The following is an 18,910-nucleotide window of genomic DNA, read 5'->3' as shown; positions in this document are numbered from 1 at the left end:
GCGCACCCCGGGCGCTGCGGACGGAGATTCGAAAGCTACCTCGGGCCCACGAAGAGCCCGTCATGGCTGCCGCCGTGCCCAGCGGACCCGGTCGATGCGCGACCAGGCCGAGGCAGTTGCAGGTGAGGACAGGTCAGAAGGAAATGTTCAACGAGGCAAAGACGGCGCGCCCTGGCTGGTTGTAGGTGTTGGCCCCCGAACTGCTCGCGTTGCCGCCACGCAGGATCTGCTTGTCGAAGAGGTTGTTGACCCCGACCCGCACGTCATAGTGCTCGTTGAACTTGTAGCCGCTGCTCACGTCCACCAGTCCGTACGCCTCGACGTCCTTCTGGGCCACCTTGTCGTAGCTCTGCTGGGTACGGTAGTTGTAGGTCGGCGACTCCTGCTTGCCGTAGTAGGTGCCTGCCAGTTGGAACGACAGCTTGTCGGTGGCGCGCCAGTCCAGGGTGGTATTGAGCGTGTACTCGGGAATCACGCTCAGCGGCTCGCCAGTCTCGCGGCTGTCGTTGTCCAGCATCCAGGTCAGGTTGGTGTTCCAGTCGAGGTTCGGGGAGAGCTCGATGAAGAAGTTGCCTTCGATCCCCTCGACGCGCGCCTTGCCTGCGTTCTCCCATTGGGTCACGCGACGCCCCCCATTGATCGCGTAGCGCACGTCGGTGCCACCGATGATCTTGTTCTGGTAGTCGTTGCGGAAGTAGGTCGCGCTGGTACGCCAGGTACCGCGATCATAGAGCAGGCCGATTTCCTTGTTGACGCTGATTTCCGGATCGAGATCGGCGTTGCCTTGCAGGTAGCAGCCGTTGAAGTTGGTCTGCTGCACGCTGCAGCCGTTACCACGGCTATACAGCAGGTAGTTGGAATTGTACTGGTACAGGTTCGGGGTCTTGTAGGCGCGGGCGATGCCGCCCTTGATCGTCAGGTCATCGGTCAGCTTGTGCGAGACGTTCAGGCTCGGGCTGAGGTTGTCGCCGAACTGCTCGTGATGGTCCAGGCGCAGGCCTGGCGTGACGGTGGTGGCCCCGACCACGATGTTGTCCTCGGCGAACAGCGCGTAGCTCCTGGCATCGATCTTCGACTGGCCCGGCTGGAAGCCAGGGATCGCATCGCCGGGGCCACCCGAGGGGTTGAAGCTCTGGGCACTGAACGATCCCTGGTCGTTGAGCGTTTCATACAGGTATTCGCCACCCAGGGTCAGTACATGCTCGGTGGCGCCCATGGCAAACGGCAGGTTCACCTCGCTGGCTAGGCGCGTGTTGCGCAGCCGCGACATCGACGAGCCGCTGCCCTGCGGGGCGCCCTCGGTGCGCCCGGCCAGCCCCTCGTTCATGCGGAAGTTGCGCACGTACTCGTAGGCCAGGCTGGTCTTGCTGGTGCCCCAGTCGAAGTCGCCCAGGTGGGTCAGGTCGAAGGTGCTGCGCTGCATGAGGTTGGTTTCGTGGCCGTACAGGCTGGACACGAAGTCAGGATTGCCGCCGCCGTTGCTGTTCATGGTATCGCCAGCGAAGATGTTGCCCTGGCGACTGTAGCCGGCACTGAGGTCGAAGCGATGCTGGTCGTTGAGCTTCCAGCTCAGCAAGCCATTGATGTCCTTGTTGCGCACGCCTTCGCGCCCGGCGACCAGGTCGCTGTTGGCGTGTCCGGCGTTGATGTCCAGGTCGTCGGCATCGGTCTTGGCCAGGCCACCGTACAGACGAAAACCGAGGTGCTCGCTCAGGCCGCCGCTGAGGTTGAAGTTGGCGCGGCGGCTGGCGCCCTCTGCCTTGTCCTCGGGCAGCTGGGTATAGAGGCTGACGCTGCCCTTGAACTCGTCGGTTGGCCGCTTGGTGATGATGTTGATCACGCCCCCCATCGCCCCCGATCCGTACCGCGCTGCCGCCGGGCCGCGCAGGATCTCGATGCGCTCGACCGCCTCGGCCGGCACCCAGTTGGTTTCGCCGCGGGTATCGCGATCGCCGGTCCAGCCATAGCGCACTGCGTTGCGAGCGCTGGCAGGCTTGCCATCGATCAGGATCAAGGTGTTTTCCGGGCCCATGCCCCGCAGGTCGATCTGGCGGTTGTTGCCGCGCGCGCCGCTGGCACTGTTGCCGGTCAGGTTGACGCCCGGCTCGCGACGGATGATGTCGGACAGGTCGTTGGCGGGGGGCCGGCGCTTGATGTCCTCCTCGGTGATGATCGACGTACCCAGCGCCTGACGCGCCTCCTGCTCGGCGGTGACCATGGTGTTCTCGATCACCAGCGCATTGTCGCTGAGCGGAACTTCCAGCACCTCACCGGAAAGGGTCTCCTCGGCCTGGGCCGAGGTGGCGAGCACGGCAGGCGAAGCCAGCGCGACGAAGGCCAAGGCCAGGCCATGGGGTGAGGTTCTGGATTGCATCGACACATCTCCTGGTGTTCATGAGCGAAAGGCCCGTCCCGTCCAGGACATCGAACGGTTGCCCCGCCGATATCCCGCACGAATGCTTGGGTAGCCACTAGGGATGGTGAATATAAGGATTCTCAAATGTGTTTAAATCTTATTTACGAAATTTACACCTTGACCGGGAACTTGGACGCACCGCCCCTGATTCTGCTACAACCATCGGCAGGCAGCCTGACGACACCCGCCTACCTGCAAGCTGTCGTCGCTGCGTCCAGACCCGCCACGGAGCCAGCAGCATGAGTTCGTCACCCGCAAAGCAGCCCCTGCATTTAGAAGACATCGCCGTCGGTGACCGCTTCGAAAGCGCAAGCCACGAAATGACCGAGGAGCGTATCCTTGCCTTCGCTCGCGAGTTCGATCCACAGCCCTTCCACACCGATCCGCAGGCCGCCACCGAGACGTTCTTCGAAGGCCTTGCCGCCAGTGGTTGGCACACTGCCGCGGTGGTGATGAAGCTGCTGGTCGCGAGCATTCCCGTCGCTGGGGGGCTGATCGGCGCAGGCAGCGAGGTCAGCTGGCCCCGGGCAACCCGGCCGGGCGACCGGCTGCGAGTGGTCAGCACGATCAAGGAGATCATCCCGTCCCGCTCGAAACCGGACCGGGGCATCGTGCTGGTGGAAAGCCTGGCCCTGAACCAGGACGACCAGGTGTGCCAACGCTCGGTGGCACGTGTGCTGATGTTCCGGCGCGACGCGCAGCGATTCGATGCGGCCCTGCAGCCGGACTTTGCCAAGGAATGAGCCGGCCAGGCGCAAGGCAAGCCCTGCATAGGCGCTCGGGACGGCCCTGCCCGCTCGCCCGGCGCCGTCTGCACCAGCGACGGTCTTTCAGAGCCTGCTAGGTCTTGAGGCCGCTGCGCGCTCTATCGCGGCACTGCGGCCGCCCCCACAGTTTGGCCGTGCTTGCAGGACCCATCATGGAACTGCAGCTCGGTGTCGATGCCGTGGAATTTGACTGCTGTGACGCTTCCAGATCTGGCGCTGGGATCTGGTGTGCCATGTAAGGCACACCACATTCATTTGCAGATCAGGCGCGGCTGCGCCATGCCCCTCAGCGCAGAATATCGAGCTGCTGCTGGGCGCAGGCGGCATCCCGGTAGGCCGTGAGCAGATCGATGATCTCTGCGCAGCTCAGTTTCCGGCCGTCGGTCATCAGGCCGGCAGAGTGGATGCAGATGTGCGGCTGGGGTTTCTTCAGCGCCATGGCCTGGTTGCCGAACAGCTGCAGCCTGGCGCGGTGGGTCGGCAGCGTGGCGGTCGGAGTGAGCATCAGCTTCTGCTGGGTCACCAGACCTTCGTCCTTGACCTGGATGGCCATGATATCGGCCAGTTCCACCGGCGCGCTCAGCGAGTCGACGATCAACTGGCGACGAGTCAGGCGCATGAACACATGCTGGCCGGCCTCGCGGTGCTGCCAGGTCATCAGCGCGAACACCAGCACCATCACCGCGCCACATACCGTCAGGCCGGTCGAGCCCTGGTACAGGCCAGCCACACACAGGCCGAGCGAAAACAGCGTCAGCACCGGCCCCCAGACCTTGAAGCGGCGGCTGTTGGTGAATTCGGTCTGCTCGGGCACGCGTGCGATCACTTCGTCGAGTTCGCCGAGTATCCGCTCGCGCTGGGCGTCGCGGGACTGGTCATACTCGCTGCCAAGCGCTTCGGACAGGCGCTGGAGCGGATCAGGTTGCTGGGATGTGCTCATGAAAGAATCCTTTGCTGTCTATCGATCTACGCTGCTCGCCCGGTGCCAGTCATGGCTTGGCGTTCAGGTAATCGGTCAGAAACGCTTGGGCATTGCCCTGCTCGGACAGGTATTGGTCATAACGCACGTGCAGGGGCTGTGCTTCACCGGGCAGGTACAGTTCGCCCCAGTTGCCCTGCACGAGCAAGGTGACGAACTTCTGACCGTCCACTTCGGTGGAATAGCGGGTGTCCTTGCTGGTCTTGGCGACATCCATCTTCTGGATACGCATGTCCCAGTCGTGATCCACGCCTTCGATCTGTACCAGGGCCTTGTGCTCGCTGCGCTCGCCGATGCGCAAGGTCCAGACCTTGATGCCCTGCTCGGCGGCGTAGGCCACTACCTTGTCCGCCACCGCTGGGCGCTCGTCGGCCTGTGCCTGCATGCCCAGCAAGGCCAGGATCATGACGGCCAGCACCATCCATACGCGAGAAATCTGCATCATTTGTCTTCCTTCAAGGCAGGGGGCATCCATTGAAGTCGGCATCGGCCCTCCTGCCAAGTGTGGCGAGCCCCGCGCACAATAGAAAGGCCACCGGTCACAATCGCTGACGCCAACAAGGTGATCGCGTTAACATCCCATGTCGTGCCACTGTGTACCCACGGATATCTTCTGTAGATGGAACGCTGGAACCCTTACCTGGACACCGATTTTTCCTTCGACGAACCCCAGGCGCTGTCGCGCGCGAGCGTGCTCGACCATGCCGCCGGGCGCGTGCTGGGCAGCGCTACCGGGCATTACCGCGCACGTAGCGTGCGTCACCAGGTGCAATATTTCGATTGTGACCTGCGCTTTGCCGAACCCCTGCACATCCAGAAAGTGCTGCCCGCCGGGCTGTGCATCGTCCAGGTGCTCGAGGGTCATTGGCAGCATCGGATCGACGGTGCCCTCAATCGCTACACACCAGGCATGCCCAGCGTGCTTGGCCTGGCCGAGAGCATGGAGACGGTGGACCGGCTGCCGGCTGGCAGCCATGCGCGCATGGCCGGGCTGCGCATCGCCGCGCACTACCTGCAAGAGCTCGTCGAGCAGGACCCGCAACTCGAGCCACTGCTCGGCCTGCTCGACGATGGCATGCGCCTGACGGCGCTTCGTCATTGCCGGGTGCTGGGCGGACTGCTGGAGCGGCTCTATCATTCGCCATACCACGGCGTGCTCGAGCGTCTGCACCAGGAAAGCCTGAGCCTGGCGGTGCTGGTCGAACTGGCCGCGCACCTGCGCGGTCACGCCAAAGTCGCGCAAGTGCCGGTACGCGGACAGCGAGACCTGGCCCAGGAAGCGCGCAGGCTGCTCGATGCGGACCTCGCCCAGCCACCGGGCAGCCAGGCGCTGGCCCGGCAGCTGGGCGTCGGCGAATCGACCCTGCGCCGCGCGTTCAACCAGGTGTTCGGACAGTCGATGCTGCAGTACATTCGCCAACAGCGCATGGAAGTGGCACGCGACCTGCTGCGTCAACAGAAATGGCAGGCGGCGCAGATCGCCTATCGCCTGGGCTACGCCAACCCGGCGAATTTCAGCAATGCCTACAAGCGCCATTTCGGCCACCCGCCCGGAGCCGAGCGCTGACGGCTGGCCGAAGCACCCCATTGCTCGCGTACTGTCGCACCGGAGGAATCGCCAATTCCGCGTATAATGCGCGCTTTCTCCTATAGCGATTCATCTAGCCATGACAAGACTGCTGTACGCCCTGCTGGTTTCCCTCTCGTTTTTCAGCCTCGCTCACGCCTCGCCCCCCTCGACCTTCAGCGAAGCCAAGGTCGTCGCCAAGCAGAAGATCTACCTGGACCAGGCCAGCAGCGACATGGGCGAACTCTACTGCGGTTGCAAATGGACCTGGGTAGGGAAGTCGGGCGGGCGGGTAGACGCCAAGTCCTGTGGTTATGAAACACGCAAGCAGCAGAACAGGGCCGAACGGACCGAATGGGAGCATATCGTGCCGGCCTGGACCTTCGGTCACCAGCGCCAATGCTGGCAGAACGGCGGACGCAAGCATTGCGTCGATACCGACCCGGTCTTTCGCGCCATGGAAGCCGACCTGTTCAACCTCTATCCCTCGGTCGGCGAGGTGAACGGCGACCGCAGCAACTTCAACTACGGCATGGTGAGCGGCGTCGCCCCCCAGTACGGGCAGTGCAAGACCAAGGTGGACTTCCAGCAACGCACCGCCGAGCCGCGCGACGAGGTCAAGGGCCTGATCGCACGGACCTTGTTCTACATGTTCGATCGCTACAAACTCAACATGTCACGCCAGCAGCAACAGCTGATGATGGCTTGGGACAAGCAGCACCCGGTAACCGCGTGGGAACGCCAACGCAACCGGCGCATCGCCACGGTCATGGGCCACGCCAATCCATTCGTGACCGGCGAGCGCCACTGGACCTTGGGTTACAAGCCGGTGGGCGACGGCCTGGCCAGCGTCCCAGCCAGCCAACCCGCGAGCAAGGCCACCAAGCCAAGCGCGGCCCAGGCCGTGGCCGAAGGTGCGATCCGTGGCAACCGCGCCAGCCATGTCTATCACTTGGCCAACGGTTGCCCAGGCTACTCGCGGATCGCCGAGAAGAACCAGGTCATCTTCGACTCCGAAAACCAGGCCAAGGCTGCCGGGTATCGCAAGGCCGGCAACTGCAAGTAGCCAGCGGCCCGAACGCAGGGCGCCAGCGGATCACGGGATGCTGATCCGCACCGACCTTGCGCGCTCGCGATAGCACGCCTGCAACTGCTCGGCCAGGCATTGCTTGGCCTGCTGCTCGCCGTGGATGAGGCGAATCTCGCCCGGCCACTCCTTCATCCGCGTCACGAAACCGACCAGGTCCGCCTGGTCGGCATGCGCCGAGTAACCGCCTACGCTGTCGATGCCCGCGCGAATCTCGACGCGCGTACCCTCGAGCATGACGAAGCCGCCTTGCCGGCCGTGCGTCTGGATATCCCGTCCGGGCGTGCCCTCGCCCTGATAGCCGACGAACACCACGTTGTGGCGCGGGTCGCCCAGCATGGCCTTGAGGTAGTTGACGATGCGCCCACCCGAGCACATGCCATTGCCGGCAATGACGATCGCCGGGCGCGCGGTCTGTGTCAGGTGCTCGACGATGCGCAGATGTTCCTCATGGCTGTCGACGGTGATCAGCTGCTTGAAGGACAGCGGCTTGCGGCCTTCTTCCAGCCGCTGCCGGGCATCTTCGTCCCAGAACCCCTGTAGTTCTTTGTAGGCTTGGGTGAAGCGGCTGGCCAGGGGAGAGTCGAGGATGATCGGTAGCCGTGGCCAGTCGACGTCGGGTGCGCCGTTGCGGGTCGACTGCGCGGGCTCTTCCTGGGCCGGCGTATCCGTCGCCTCGCTTTTCTCGTGCAGGATCTGCTCCAGCTCATACAGCAGATCCTGGGTCCGCCCGATGCTGAACGACGGAATCAGCACGCTGCCCTGGTCCGCCAGGGCGCGCTCGATGGTCGCCTGCAAGCGCTCGCGACGGTGCGCGCGGTCTGCATGGCGGCGATCACCGTAAGTGCTTTCCAGGATCAGCAGGTCGGCGCGCTCCGGCGGGACGAGGTCGGGCAGGATCGGCGAATGAGGCGCGCCCAGGTCGCCACTGAAGACCACGCGCCTGCCATGCGGGCCGAAAGCGCCAAGCTGCAGCTCGACGTAGGCCGACCCCAGCACATGCCCCGCCGGCTGTAGGCGAACCTGACAGGCGCCGTCTGCGGCATCCTGCAGGGTGAACCAGGTACCGTACGGCAAGGCGATCAGACGCTGTTCCAGCACCTTAAGGTAGCGCTCAAGCTGCGCCTGGTCCCGGCTGATGGACAGCCGGAACGCATCCTCGAGCACGATCGGCAGCAGCCGGGCGGACGGCTCGCTGCACAGGATCGGCCCCTCGAACCCGGCTGCCAGCAAGTTCGGTATGCGTCCGACATGGTCGAGATGCACATGCGTGACGATCAGCGCCTTGATGCCATCGATCGGAAAGTCGAGGGCAAGCTCATCGGTCTCGCCCTCCTGCTCGTCCATCCCCTGGAACTGACCGCAGTCGATCAGCAGGCTGTGATCATCGTCCATCCAGAACTGGTGGCAGGACCCGGTGACACCCTCGTGTCCCCCCCGGTGAACGAGCTTTGGCTGTTTCATCTGGCTTCCTTGACTGAGCAACGCTGCGCTGGCGCAGGTCTGGACCGGGGAGCGCGCTGGCATTGGCGCGCTGAAGCTTCTTTGGCAACGGGTTGCACGGCGAGGTTCAGCGTTTGCGCACAAGCTGGCCGAGCGTGTCTCTGCCAGCTGTCATGCAGGACACGCGAAAAGCTCGCGAACGAGGCCTGCGCATTCCCTGGAGAACGGAGCCATGGCCTGGCGGCTACAGGAGAGCTGGGCAGGCCCCGGCCCTGCGCTCAGCGGGAGAACATGATCTTCAAGCCCAGGCCGATGAACACCGTGCCAGCGACCCGATCGAGGAGCTTCCCTGCGCTCGGCCGGGTGCGCAGCCATTGCCCGATGGCGCCGCAGAAGTAGCCCAGCAACCCGAACAGCAGCGCTGCCTGCAGCGTGAAGACCAGGCCCAGGCTGGCCATCTGCATTGCCACATGGCCGTTGGCCGGCATCACGAACTGGGGCAGGAAGGACAGGAAGAACAGCACCACCTTGGGGTTGATGGCATTGGCCAGGCAGCCCTTGAGGAACAGCCTGCCAAGTGAAGTTTCCACAAGCCGCATGCTGGCCAGGTCGATCGAGCCTGAGCTGCGCCAGGCATTGTAGCCCAGCCAGACCAGGTACAGCCCGCCGACGATCTTGAGCAGTGTGAAGGCCATCGGTGACGCGGCGATCAATGCACTGACCCCGATCACTGCCAGCAGCGTATGGCTGAGGCAGCCGAACGCGCAGCCCAGTCCAAAGGCAATGCCTTGGCGCCGCCCCTTGGACACGCCCATGCCCAGGACCATCAGGTTGTCCGGGCCGGGCGTGGCGGTGATCACCAGTGCCGCGGCAAGAAATCCAAGCAGTTGATGCAGTGTCAGCATTGTAGTCGTCCGTCCTTGAGCCGGCTTGAAGTGGAGGTCGGCCAGTGTAATGAGGGCGTGACGGTGCGTATACCTTGCCGTCGCGACGCCTAACCTATCCGCGACTCGCCGCGACCATGGCCAAGTCCATGTAGGAGCCGCAGGGCCGCGATGGCCGCACGGCGGCCCCGAAATCCCAGCGAAAGCGCACAGCTGCCTTTCCTCGGGGCCGCCTTGCGACCCATGGCGGCACCAGGGTCGTCCCTACGCCAGGGCTGAACATTCGCCCCAACCCGTCGGTCATAGCAGCAATCACCCAGACGAGATACGCCCATGGGCCTTATTCCCGGACTGCCTGGCAAAGCCAACGTGCTGGTCTGCGGCGCCAGCCAGGGCATCGGCCTGGCGCTGTGCGCGGCCTTGCTTGCCCGCGACGACGTCGCTCGCCTATGCGCCGTCTCGCGCCAGGCTCGCGGCAGCCCGGCGCTCGCCACCCTGGCCAGCCAGCACGGCGAACGTCTGCTCAGGGTCGATTGCGACGCGCGTGACGAACGCGCGCTGGCGGCGCTGGGACGCCAGGTCGGGCACCTTTGCCAACATCTGCATCTGGTGATCAGCAGCGTGGGCGCGCTGCATCACGATGGTACCCGCCCGGAAAAGAGCCTGGCCCAGCTGGACCTGGCCAGCCTGCAGGCCAGCTTCCTCAGCAATGCGGTCGCACCGGTACTGCTACTCAAGCACCTGTTGCCGTTCCTGCGTACGCACCCTGCCACCTTCGCGGCGCTGTCCGCCCGGGTCGGCTCGATCGGCGACAATCGCCTCGGTGGCTGGTACGGCTATCGGGCCAGCAAGGCGGCGCTCAACCAGTTGCTGCGTACCGCCAGCATCGAGCTCAGGCGCCTGAACCCCGCTTCGACGGTGCTGGCGCTGCACCCAGGGACCACCGCGACCAGGCTGTCCGAACCCTTCCAAGGCAACGTGCCGGCCGGGCGGCTGTTCGAACCAGCCCATGCCGCCCAGCGTCTGCTGCAACTGGTCGAGCAGCGCGGCCCGGCGCACAGTGGGACATTCTGGGGCTGGGACGGCGAGCCGATCGTCTGGTGATCGACCCAGGACCCGGTCAGCAGTATCACAAGGGGACACCTCGGCCAGCACGCTTGCCGACTCGAGCGATCATCACGCTTTGTCGTCGGGCAGGGCCGACAAGACCACAGCTCGCTTCGCAGACGCATTGACCGGTTGTGCACATGCGCATTGACCCGCCCCCACCGGCCATCGACGATACGCAGCCGGATCGATCATGGAGACCGCCTGCTGATGTGGAGCGAACAAGCCGTACTCAAGCTTTCCCTGGTACTCACCCTCCTGCTGGCAGTGTTCGGCATCGTGTTCGGCTTGCTGTCGGGTTCCTTCTCGATCGTCTTCGATGGATTCTATTCCCTGATCGATGCGGGCATGAGCGGCCTGGCGCTTGCCGTCACCGTGCTGATCAAGCGCCATACCAGCAGCGAAGAGGCCAGCCGGAAACTGGCCGAGCGCTTCAACATGGGCTTCTGGCACCTGGAACCGATGGTGCTGCTGCTCAACGGCACCCTGCTGTGCGCGGTGTCGTGCTATGCCTTGGTCAATGCCGTGGCCAGCCTGCTCGCGGGCGGCAAGCCGCTGCAGTTCGACTACGCCATTCTCTACGCGGTAGTCGCCGTGCTGGTGTGCTCGGGCATGGCTGTGTACGCCTCCAAAGCCAACCGGCGGCTACGCTCGGATTTCGTCGCCCTGGACATCCGCACCTGGATCATGTCCGGGAGCATATCCGCCGCCTTGCTGGTGGCCTTCGGCATCGGCCTGTTGATCGAGCACACTGCGCTGGCCTGGCTGCTGCCCTATATCGATCCCGCGGTCCTGCTGGTGATCTGTATCTGCCTGATCCCGCTGCCGCTCAGGACGCTTCGCCAGGCCTTCGCCGACGTGCTGCTGCTCACGCCGGCGGACCTCAAGCGACATGTCGGCCAGATCGCCGCCCGGGTCGTTGCCGAGGAAGGTTTTCTGGGCTACCAGGCCTACGTGGCGAAGGTCGGCCGCGCGCGGCAGATCGAAATCTACTTCATCATCCCCAGCGGCTGGCCGGCCCGTACGCTGGAACAATGGGACGCGCTGCGCGACCGGATCGGCGAGGCCATTGGCGACGACAATCCCGATCGATGGCTGACCATCGCCTTCACCACCGATCCGGCCTGGACCCGCTGAGCGGCGCGGGCGACGGCCCAAGGCTCTCGTTGCAGTGAGACAATCGGCCCTTGCCGCGGTGCAACCCCAGTGGCGTCCATGCCGTGGCTGCATGGTGTTAACCTGCGCGGGCCGCCTGCTGGCAGGCAGCACCTATAACAACAACACGGATCAGGTGACTCTGATGATCGACAGCCGCAACGCCCCCCGCGATGGCGAAGAACAACTTCGTCGCGTCCTCAAGCTGCCAGCATTGATTTTCTTCGGGCTGGTGTACATGGTTCCGCTGACCATCTTCACCACCTACGGCATCGTCACCGAGACCACCGGCGGACGTACCGCCGGCGCCTACCTGGTGACCCTGGCGGCCATGCTGTTCACCGCGGCTTCCTATGGGATCATGGTACGTCGGTTCCCGGTGGCAGGTTCGGCCTACTCGTACACCAACATCGCCTTCGGCACCCATGCCGGTTTCCTGGCGGGCTGGTCGCTGCTGCTCGACTACCTGTTCATTCCAATGATCAACTACCTGTTGATCGGGCTGTTCCTCAACATCGCCTTCCCCGCCATTCCCGCCTGGGTATTCATTCTGGCGTCCATCGCCCTGGTCACCTTCCTGAACATTGGCGGGATCGGTTCGGTGAGCAAGGCCAGCAACCTCATCGTGGGCGGGCAGTTCGTCTTCATCGCGGTATTCGTCGCCTTGTCCTGCGTCTCGGCAGGCACCGACGGCCCCTTGGACTACCTCGGCCCGCTGGTTGGCGACGGTAGCAAGCCAGGCTTGGCCCCGCTGATGGCCGGAGCGGCGATACTGTGCCTGTCGTTCCTGGGGTTCGACGCGGTCTCCACGCTGGCCGAGGAAACCCGCGAGCCACGCCGCGACGTGCCCAGGGCGATCATCCTGACCACCTTGATCGCGGGTATCCTCTTCGCCTTGCTGGCCTACCTCAGCCAGCTGGTCATGCCTGGCAGCCATTTCGAGAATGCCGATGCGGCAGCGAACGAAGTGATGCTAAAGGCTGGCGGACAACTGTTGGCCAACTTCTTCATCACCGCCTATGTGGTCGGCAACCTCGGTTCTGCCCTGGCCTCGCAAGCGGCCGTCTCGCGGATCATCTACAGCATGGGGCGGGACAAGCTGCTGCCGGCGCGTCTGTTCGGCACCCTGTCGCCGCGTTTCGGCACGCCGGTCAACGCAACGCTGGTGGTCTCGGGCGTCTCGTTGATGGCGCTGGTCATCGACCTGTCCACCCTCGCCTCGCTGATCAGCTTCGGCGCGCTGGTGGCCTTTTCCGCGGTCAACCTGGCCGTGCTGCGCACCCATCTGCTAAGCACGACCACGCCCGCGCAGCCACGGAGCCTGCTGTTGCACGGCCTGGTCCCGCTGACCGGGCTTACCCTGACGCTGTGGCTATGGACCAGCCTGTCGAGCCTGACGTTGCTCATCGGCCTGGCCTGGTTCGTCGCGGGCGTGGTCTACCTGTCGGTGCTGACCGGCGGCTTCAGGCGCTCCGTGCAGGTCACGAGCTTTCCCGAGTCTGGCTGAGCAGGCCGGCCGACCGGCGAGGACGAACGCGGCTGATGAGCTGGCATGGCACCGTGCCGTTCAGGCCAGCAGTTCGATGATCCACCTGGCCTGGCGAGCGATGTCCCGCACCTTTTCCTCCGGCACGGCCTGTCTGGCCTGGGTGAAGTTGGCCAGGGTCTGTTGCTTCTGGCCGAGCATGCGGCGCCACTTGTGCAGAAACGCGGCGCTGCGCGTCTGTAGCTGCAGAGGTCCGAAATACAGCTCTCGGGGGCTGTAGAACACTGGCCCAGAGCGCTCGGCGACGATGATCTCGTAGTCGAAACGGTTCTCCCGCAGCACTTCCTCGGCAACGATGCGGTAGCCCTGCTGCATCAGCCATTGCCGCAGCGGGCGCTCGCCGCCGTTGGGCTGCAGCACCAGACGCTCCTGCCCGCTCAGACGCGCCTTGCCAGCCTCGAGGATGTCGCGGATCGTCTCGCCGCCCATGCCGCAAACGGTGATCGCAGTGATCGCATCCTGCGCCTCGATCGCCGCCAGGCCATTGGCCAGGCGCACGCTGATGCGCCCTTCCAGGCCGCTTTCACGCACCGTGCGGACGGCCGAACGATAGGGCGTGGATGCCACTTCGCCAGCGATTGCAATGCTGATGGCGCCGCGCCGCATCAACGCTACCGGCAGATAGCCATGATCCGAGCCGATATCGGCCAGCCGTGCCCCGGCTGGCACATGCGCCGCCACGCGCTCCAGGCGCATGGACAATGTCTGTTCGTTCAACTGCAACCCCTGCTTCCCGAGTGCCCGGCACTTTCGGCCGAACCAGGGCGCGATTCTGCTCTCCCGCGCGACCGACTTCAAATGCCGACTCGCTCCGGTAAGTCCGGGCCATTGCGAACCCGGCGCAGATCGCCGGCCCATGGTCTCCCATCCCACCGCCAGCACTGGCGCCAGGACGTTCCCAGTTTTTTTAAGGTGCTTGGGCACATATTTACTAATTTCCCGATCCAGGCGCGCCACGCATCATCGCGGCAACAACAACGCGTGCCCCTTGTCGGCCGCAGTCGGGCGCCAACGCGCCCTATTCGCCTTGGAGTCAGCCATGACCAATGCAGTCGCACCGGCACCGCTCGTCGAGAAACACACCATCGGCTACGTGCCACCGCAGGACCGCCATGGAAAGGTAAGGGACCTGTTCACCCTGTGGTTCGGCGGCAACATCGCGCCCTTGCCGATCGTCACAGGGGCGCTGGGTGTGCAATTGTTCCACCTGAACCTGATGTGGGGTGTGATCGCCATCCTGGTCGGCCACCTGCTCGGCGGCGTGCTGATGGCGCTGCATTCCGCCCAAGGCCCGCAGATGGGGATTCCACAGATGATCCAGAGCAGAGCCCAGTTCGGCTCGCTCGGCGCCCTGCTGGTGGTGGTGATAGCCGGTGTCATGTACATCGGCTTCTTCGCTTCGAACATCGTGCTGGCCGGCAAGTCGCTGCACGGTGTGGCCGAGAGCGTACCGGTGTCCGTGGGCATCGTCATCGGCGCGCTCGGCTCGGGCATCATCGGCATCATCGGCTACCGCTTCATCCATGTGCTCAACCGCATCGGTACCTGGGTACTGGGCATCGGCATCGTGCTGGGCCTGGGCTATATCCTGACCCATGTCCAGAGCGATGACTTTCTGACACGCGGCGGCTTCAACCTGGCCGGCTGGCTGGCCACGGTATCGCTTGCCGCGCTCTGGCAGATTGCCTTCGCCCCCTACGTCTCGGACTATTCACGCTACCTGCCGACGCACGTCAACGTCTCATCCACTTTCTGGGCGACCTATCTGGGCTCCACGCTGGGCTCGAGCCTGTCGTTCATCTTCGGCGCGGTCGCGGTCCTGGCGATTCCCGCCGGCATGGAAACCATGGACGCAGTGAAGGTGGCCACCGGTTCGCTCGGCCCGTTGATGCTCGTGCTGTTCCTGCTCAGCGTGATCAGCCACAACGCACTCAACCTGTACGGTGCGGTCCTCTCGATCATCACCTTGGTACAGACGTTCGCCCACCGCTGGATCCCGACAGCCATGAGCCGGGCCGTGCTGTCGCTGCTCGTCCTGGCGGCCTGCTGCCTGGTGGCGGTATTCGCTTCGGCTGATTTCATCGGCCATTTCGTCGACATGGTGCTGGTGCTGCTGGTGGTGCTGGTGCCTTGGACTGCCATCAACCTGATCGACTTCTACGTGATCCACAAGGGCGACTATCACATCGCCTCGATCTTTCAGGTCGATGGTGGCATCTATGGTCGCTACAACCCCCAGGCGTTGCTGGCCTATGCCGTCGGCATCGTCGTGCAGATACCGTTCATGAACACGCCACTGTATGTCGGGCCCGTCTCGGCATACATAGAGGGCGCCGACCTGTCCTGGCTGGTCGGGCTGGCGATCACCTCGCCGCTGTATGCCTGGCTGGCCAGTCGGGACAGTGCCTATCGCCGCCGGCAGAACGAAGCCTTGCTGGCCTCGCAAGCCTGAGACGCCCGCTCGCCAGGCCACTGCGCTCATCAAAGGCCGAGCATTTGCTCACTGGCGCAGCGGCTCGCCCGCAAGCGCGCCGGCGAGCATCGGCGAAACGGAGGACTAGGTGGTTCGCATATCCTGCGCTCGGGCCTTGAGGTCCAGGCTCGCCACACACTGGATCAGCCCTTCCAACGCGAACGGCTTGGTCAGTACCAGCATGCCGGGCTCCAGGGGCTGATCGTCGAGCACTTGCGGCTGGACATACCCGGTCATCAGCAAGATCGGCAGGCCGGGCCTGGCGGCGCGCGCTGCCGCTGCCATTTGCCTGCCATCCATCCCGCCGGGCAGGCCGACATCCGTCACCAGCAGGTCGATGCGCGTGTCCGAGCGCAGCAGTTGCAGCCCGGCAAGGCTGTCGGCGGCCTGAACGACGACGTAGCCGAGGTTGCCCAGCGCCTCGCTGACGAACATGCGCACCGACGGCTCGTCATCGACCACCAGCACCGTCTCGCCCGAGACGACCGGGCGCAACCGGGGCGCGACCTCACGGCGCACCGGCGCCTGCGTCTGGCTGACGTGACTCGGCAACTGCAAGTACACCTGGGTGCCCTTGCCCTCTTCGGAGTGGATCCGCACCTGGCCACCCGACTGCCTGGCAAAGCCGTAGATCATGGAAAGCCCGAGTCCGGTGCCCGCGCCCACGGGCTTGGTGGTGAAGAACGGTTCGAAGGCGCGGGACAAGGTCTGCGGGCTCATCCCCACGCCATCGTCGCTGACGCAGACGGTCAGGTACGCGCCGGGTGTCAGCTCCGGATCGAGGTCCGGGCCGTGCTCGAGCCTGCGATCAGAGGTACCGATGGTCAGGCTGCCACCGTTGGGCAGGGCGTCGCGGGCGTTGATGCACAAGTTCAGCAGGGCGTTTTCCATCTGTGCTGGATCGACCAGGCAAGTACCGGACTGGGCCAGCAACTCGATCTTGAACGTGATGGCAGGCCCTACCGTGCGCCGGACCAGCTCTTCCATGTCTTCGATCAGGGCGTTCACGTCGGTGGGTACCGGAAGGAGAGTCTGGCGACGCGAAAATGCCAGCAATCGGTGGGTCAGCGCGGCGGCCTTGCGCGCCGCGCCATGCGCGACCTCAAGGTAGCGCTCAAGGTCCGCGGTACGCCCCTGGCTCAGGCGCAGCCTGATCAGTTCCAGGCTGCCGGTGATGCCGGCCAGCAGGTTGTTGAAGTCGTGGGCAATGCCGCCGGTCAATTGTCCGACCGCCTCCATCTTCTGCGACTGACGAAGCGCGGCCTGGGCCGCCTCGCTTTCAGCGATGGCGCTACTGATGCGGGCTTCGAGCGTGCGGTTGAGTTCCACCAGCGCGGATTCGGTATTCTTCCTGTCGGTCACGTCGATGGACGAGCCGATCAGCCCGATGATCTCGCCATGGTCATCGCGTAACGGCGCCTTGACCGACAGCCAGATGGCCGCCGAGCCATCCGGCATGTCGACCTGCTCCTCGATCTGCTCGACCTGGCCCGCCTGCATGATCCGCTGGTCCGTCTCCATCACCCGGCGGGCCTGGGCCTTGTCCTCGAGAAATTCCAGGTCAGTCTTGCCCAGGTAGAATGCCGGCGGCTTGCCAATCAGCCGGGTGGTGCCCTCGTTGGCCACCAACATGCGGCCCTCGCGGTCCTTGGCGTAGACGACCCCCGGCACGGCCGCGGTGAAAGTGCGCAGCAAGGCCGACATCCTGTCGCGCTCGGCTTCGGCCGCGCGGCGTGACTCGATGTCCATGAGTATTCCCGGAAAACGCACGGCCCGACCGTCGACATCCAGTTCGGCGCGCCCGCTCGCCTCGACCCAGCGATAGCAGCCGTCGGCCTGGCGCACGCGATACTCGCAGCGATAGGCACCGCCACGAGCCATGGCTTGGCCGATATCGCTCGACACGCGCTGGCGGTCATCCGGGTGAATCGAGGAAAACGCCTGCTCGATCGGCATCCCGGCCAGGCACTGCTGCAGCGGCAGGCTGAACGACCGGGAGAAGCGTTCGTCGGCCCTGACGCAGTCGTTGGGTATGTCCCACACCCAGGTACCGATGATGGCGCCGGCATCCAGTGCCAGTTGCAAGCGCTCGACGGCATCGGCCGGAAACGTCTGTGCATGCAGCGGGAGGGAATCAGTGGCCGTGCCGTGGGCCGGGAAGTCGGGCGTGTCTCGATCCATTGATGCTCTCGGGGGTCCTGGCAATCTTCTCGTACGCAGCCATGCGATGGCCATCCATAGTGTATGGATAGGGAAAGCCGGCAGAGTTCAGTGCACGGTATCACGTACCTGACGGAGGCATTCTGGACGCGATCGGGCGCGGGCGAAAGCACTCGCCTCCCGCAAGCGTTCGACCACCGCGCCGCAAGCTGGGCATTCCACAGCGTGAGGCATCGTACTCCTCGGTCGTCACGCCCGAGCCTGCTGCCCGCTTTCCCGCCTGAACGTATCGAAGAACGCCACGCTGGTTTCGACCGCCTCGATGAGCGTCGTCTTGTCGCCCCACAGCGAGTCGTCCACCGCTTCGGAGAAGATCTCCAGCACATAGTCACCGGCATAGCCGGACTCGGCCACTTGGCTGAGCAATGCCGGCAAGGGGATCGCACCCTGCCCCAGGGGCCGCCGATCATGCAGTGAACGTGGCCGACGCCAATCCGCCAGTTGCACCAGAAACAGCTTTTCGGCCGAAATCGACGCGCTCAGCCCTGGGTCCTGCCAGCTGTTGTACAGGTCCAGGCACAGGCCGAAGCTGTCCCTGGCTACCTGCTCGACCATCTCGTGCGCCTGATCGAAGGCGAACAGGATGGAGTTCCTGTTCATCAGCGACGGCCCGAGCGCTTCGAGCGCGATCTTCATCCCACGCGCCTGGGCATGCTCGGCCAGCGTCTGGTAATGCATCAGGCAAGCGTCCCAGACGCGCGCCTCGTTGCCTTGGGGATCGGCACCGGTATTGGTCAGCAGTGGCAGGCCCGGCCAGTATTCGCTGAACAGGTCGACGGAGGCTGCCAGCTCGGCCAGGCGCGCCTGCGGGTCCCGTGGATCCGGTGCAGAGGCCGAAGGAAAGAGGGTCAACGTGGCCGGCTGGATGGAGCTGATGCGTACGCCGCTCTGCTGGATGCGAGCCAGTTGCTCGCGAACCTGGCCCGGGTCGCTGGACAGCTTGCTCTGAGCGATTTCCAGAGCGCACCCCAGCCGCTGGCACAGTAGCAGGTCCTCTTCGAGGGTGAGCGGTCGGGTGGTGACCTGACTGATGGCCAATCTCTGCATGGTGATCCCTGCGATGGAGTGAGGAGGAGCTGTCTGGCTCTGAGAACCGAAGGCGTCAAGGGAAGTTCAAGTGCCGGTGAAGCGCCGCCCGGCTCGTCGTGGCGCAATGCACCGCGGTACCGATAGCGCCTGGAACCGTACTGAACGTCTGTCCTGGCCTGCCCTCTGACATTAGACCTTGTACGAAAAGTGCCTGCGCGACGAACAGGCTGCGTTGAA

Annotated in this window: 15 protein-coding genes; 7 read left to right on the top strand and 8 right to left on the bottom strand. The window is 64.6% G+C overall.

The features are described 5' to 3' along the window. Positions 1 to 133: 133 nt before the first annotated feature. Complete coding sequence (locus ACY8GK_RS02785; protein WP_462402225.1) at positions 134 to 2,374, bottom strand: TonB-dependent siderophore receptor; 2,241 nt, start codon at positions 2,372 to 2,374, stop codon at positions 134 to 136. Positions 2,375 to 2,655: 281 nt separating this feature from the next. Between ACY8GK_RS02785 and ACY8GK_RS02780 the strand changes: the two genes are divergently transcribed. Further along, positions 2,656 to 3,159, top strand: a complete 504-nt coding sequence (locus ACY8GK_RS02780) for a MaoC family dehydratase (RefSeq protein ID WP_462402224.1) — start codon at positions 2,656 to 2,658, stop codon at positions 3,157 to 3,159. Between the two features lie 310 nt (positions 3,160 to 3,469). Here ACY8GK_RS02780 and ACY8GK_RS02775 read toward each other — a convergent pair whose 3' ends face one another. Both ACY8GK_RS02775 and ACY8GK_RS02770 read right to left on the bottom strand, forming a co-directional pair. Continuing rightward, positions 3,470 to 4,123, bottom strand: coding sequence for a hypothetical protein (locus ACY8GK_RS02775; protein ID WP_230375589.1), 654 nt, complete (start codon positions 4,121 to 4,123; stop codon positions 3,470 to 3,472). A 49-nt stretch (positions 4,124 to 4,172) separates the two neighbouring features. Next, positions 4,173 to 4,604, bottom strand: a complete 432-nt coding sequence (locus ACY8GK_RS02770; protein WP_196176784.1) for a hypothetical protein — start codon at positions 4,602 to 4,604, stop codon at positions 4,173 to 4,175. Between the two features lie 177 nt (positions 4,605 to 4,781). Between ACY8GK_RS02770 and ACY8GK_RS02765 the strand changes: the two genes are divergently transcribed. Next, positions 4,782 to 5,729: a helix-turn-helix domain-containing protein gene (locus ACY8GK_RS02765; protein ID WP_196176304.1), complete on the top strand. Its 948-nt coding sequence runs from the start codon at positions 4,782 to 4,784 to the stop codon at positions 5,727 to 5,729. A 100-nt stretch (positions 5,730 to 5,829) separates the two neighbouring features. Beyond that, positions 5,830 to 6,795 carry an endonuclease gene (locus ACY8GK_RS02760; RefSeq protein ID WP_462402223.1) on the top strand — a complete coding sequence of 322 codons (966 nt, stop codon included), beginning with the start codon at positions 5,830 to 5,832 and terminating at the stop codon, positions 6,793 to 6,795. 30 nt (positions 6,796 to 6,825) lie between these two features. Here the strand turns inward: ACY8GK_RS02760 and ACY8GK_RS02755 are convergent, their stop codons facing one another. After that, positions 6,826 to 8,280, bottom strand: a complete 1,455-nt coding sequence (locus ACY8GK_RS02755; protein ID WP_462402222.1) for an MBL fold metallo-hydrolase — start codon at positions 8,278 to 8,280, stop codon at positions 6,826 to 6,828. A 257-nt stretch (positions 8,281 to 8,537) separates the two neighbouring features. Further along, the gene (locus ACY8GK_RS02750) at positions 8,538 to 9,164 is read right to left on the bottom strand and encodes a LysE family translocator (RefSeq protein ID WP_196176310.1); all 627 of its coding nucleotides are present in this window, start codon (positions 9,162 to 9,164) and stop codon (positions 8,538 to 8,540) included. 312 nt (positions 9,165 to 9,476) lie between these two features. Between ACY8GK_RS02750 and ACY8GK_RS02745 the strand changes: the two genes are divergently transcribed. The 3 genes from ACY8GK_RS02745 (at position 9,477) to ACY8GK_RS02735 (ending at position 12,912) form a co-directional block, all read left to right on the top strand. Beyond that, positions 9,477 to 10,247 carry an SDR family NAD(P)-dependent oxidoreductase gene (locus tag ACY8GK_RS02745; RefSeq protein WP_196176312.1) on the top strand — a complete coding sequence of 257 codons (771 nt, stop codon included), beginning with the start codon at positions 9,477 to 9,479 and terminating at the stop codon, positions 10,245 to 10,247. 213 nt (positions 10,248 to 10,460) lie between these two features. Further along, entirely contained in the window at positions 10,461 to 11,387 is a 927-nt protein-coding gene (locus ACY8GK_RS02740) for a cation diffusion facilitator family transporter (protein WP_196176314.1), read from the top strand. Between the two features lie 163 nt (positions 11,388 to 11,550). Next, a complete protein-coding gene (locus ACY8GK_RS02735) occupies positions 11,551 to 12,912 on the top strand; it encodes an APC family permease (RefSeq protein WP_462402221.1) in 1,362 nt (453 codons plus the stop codon). 60 nt (positions 12,913 to 12,972) lie between these two features. Here the strand turns inward: ACY8GK_RS02735 and ACY8GK_RS02730 are convergent, their stop codons facing one another. After that, positions 12,973 to 13,668, bottom strand: coding sequence for a tRNA (adenine(22)-N(1))-methyltransferase TrmK (locus ACY8GK_RS02730; RefSeq protein WP_329604752.1), 696 nt, complete (start codon positions 13,666 to 13,668; stop codon positions 12,973 to 12,975). Between the two features lie 322 nt (positions 13,669 to 13,990). Between ACY8GK_RS02730 and ACY8GK_RS02725 the strand changes: the two genes are divergently transcribed. Further along, complete coding sequence (locus ACY8GK_RS02725) at positions 13,991 to 15,403, top strand: purine-cytosine permease family protein (protein ID WP_462402220.1); 1,413 nt, start codon at positions 13,991 to 13,993, stop codon at positions 15,401 to 15,403. A gap of 105 nt (positions 15,404 to 15,508) precedes the next feature. Here ACY8GK_RS02725 and ACY8GK_RS02720 read toward each other — a convergent pair whose 3' ends face one another. Together ACY8GK_RS02720 and ACY8GK_RS02715 are read right to left on the bottom strand one after the other, a co-directional pair. Further along, positions 15,509 to 17,605: a hybrid sensor histidine kinase/response regulator gene (locus ACY8GK_RS02720; protein ID WP_462402219.1), complete on the bottom strand. Its 2,097-nt coding sequence runs from the start codon at positions 17,603 to 17,605 to the stop codon at positions 15,509 to 15,511. A gap of 228 nt (positions 17,606 to 17,833) precedes the next feature. After that, entirely contained in the window at positions 17,834 to 18,691 is an 858-nt protein-coding gene (locus ACY8GK_RS02715; protein WP_462402218.1) for a sugar phosphate isomerase/epimerase family protein, read from the bottom strand. Positions 18,692 to 18,910: the final 219 nt, after the last annotated feature.

The organism is Pseudomonas sp. Marseille-QA0332 (assembly GCF_054950175.1).
Note: the sequence above shows the minus strand (reverse complement) of the source record. Positions and strands in the feature narration are given on the sequence as shown.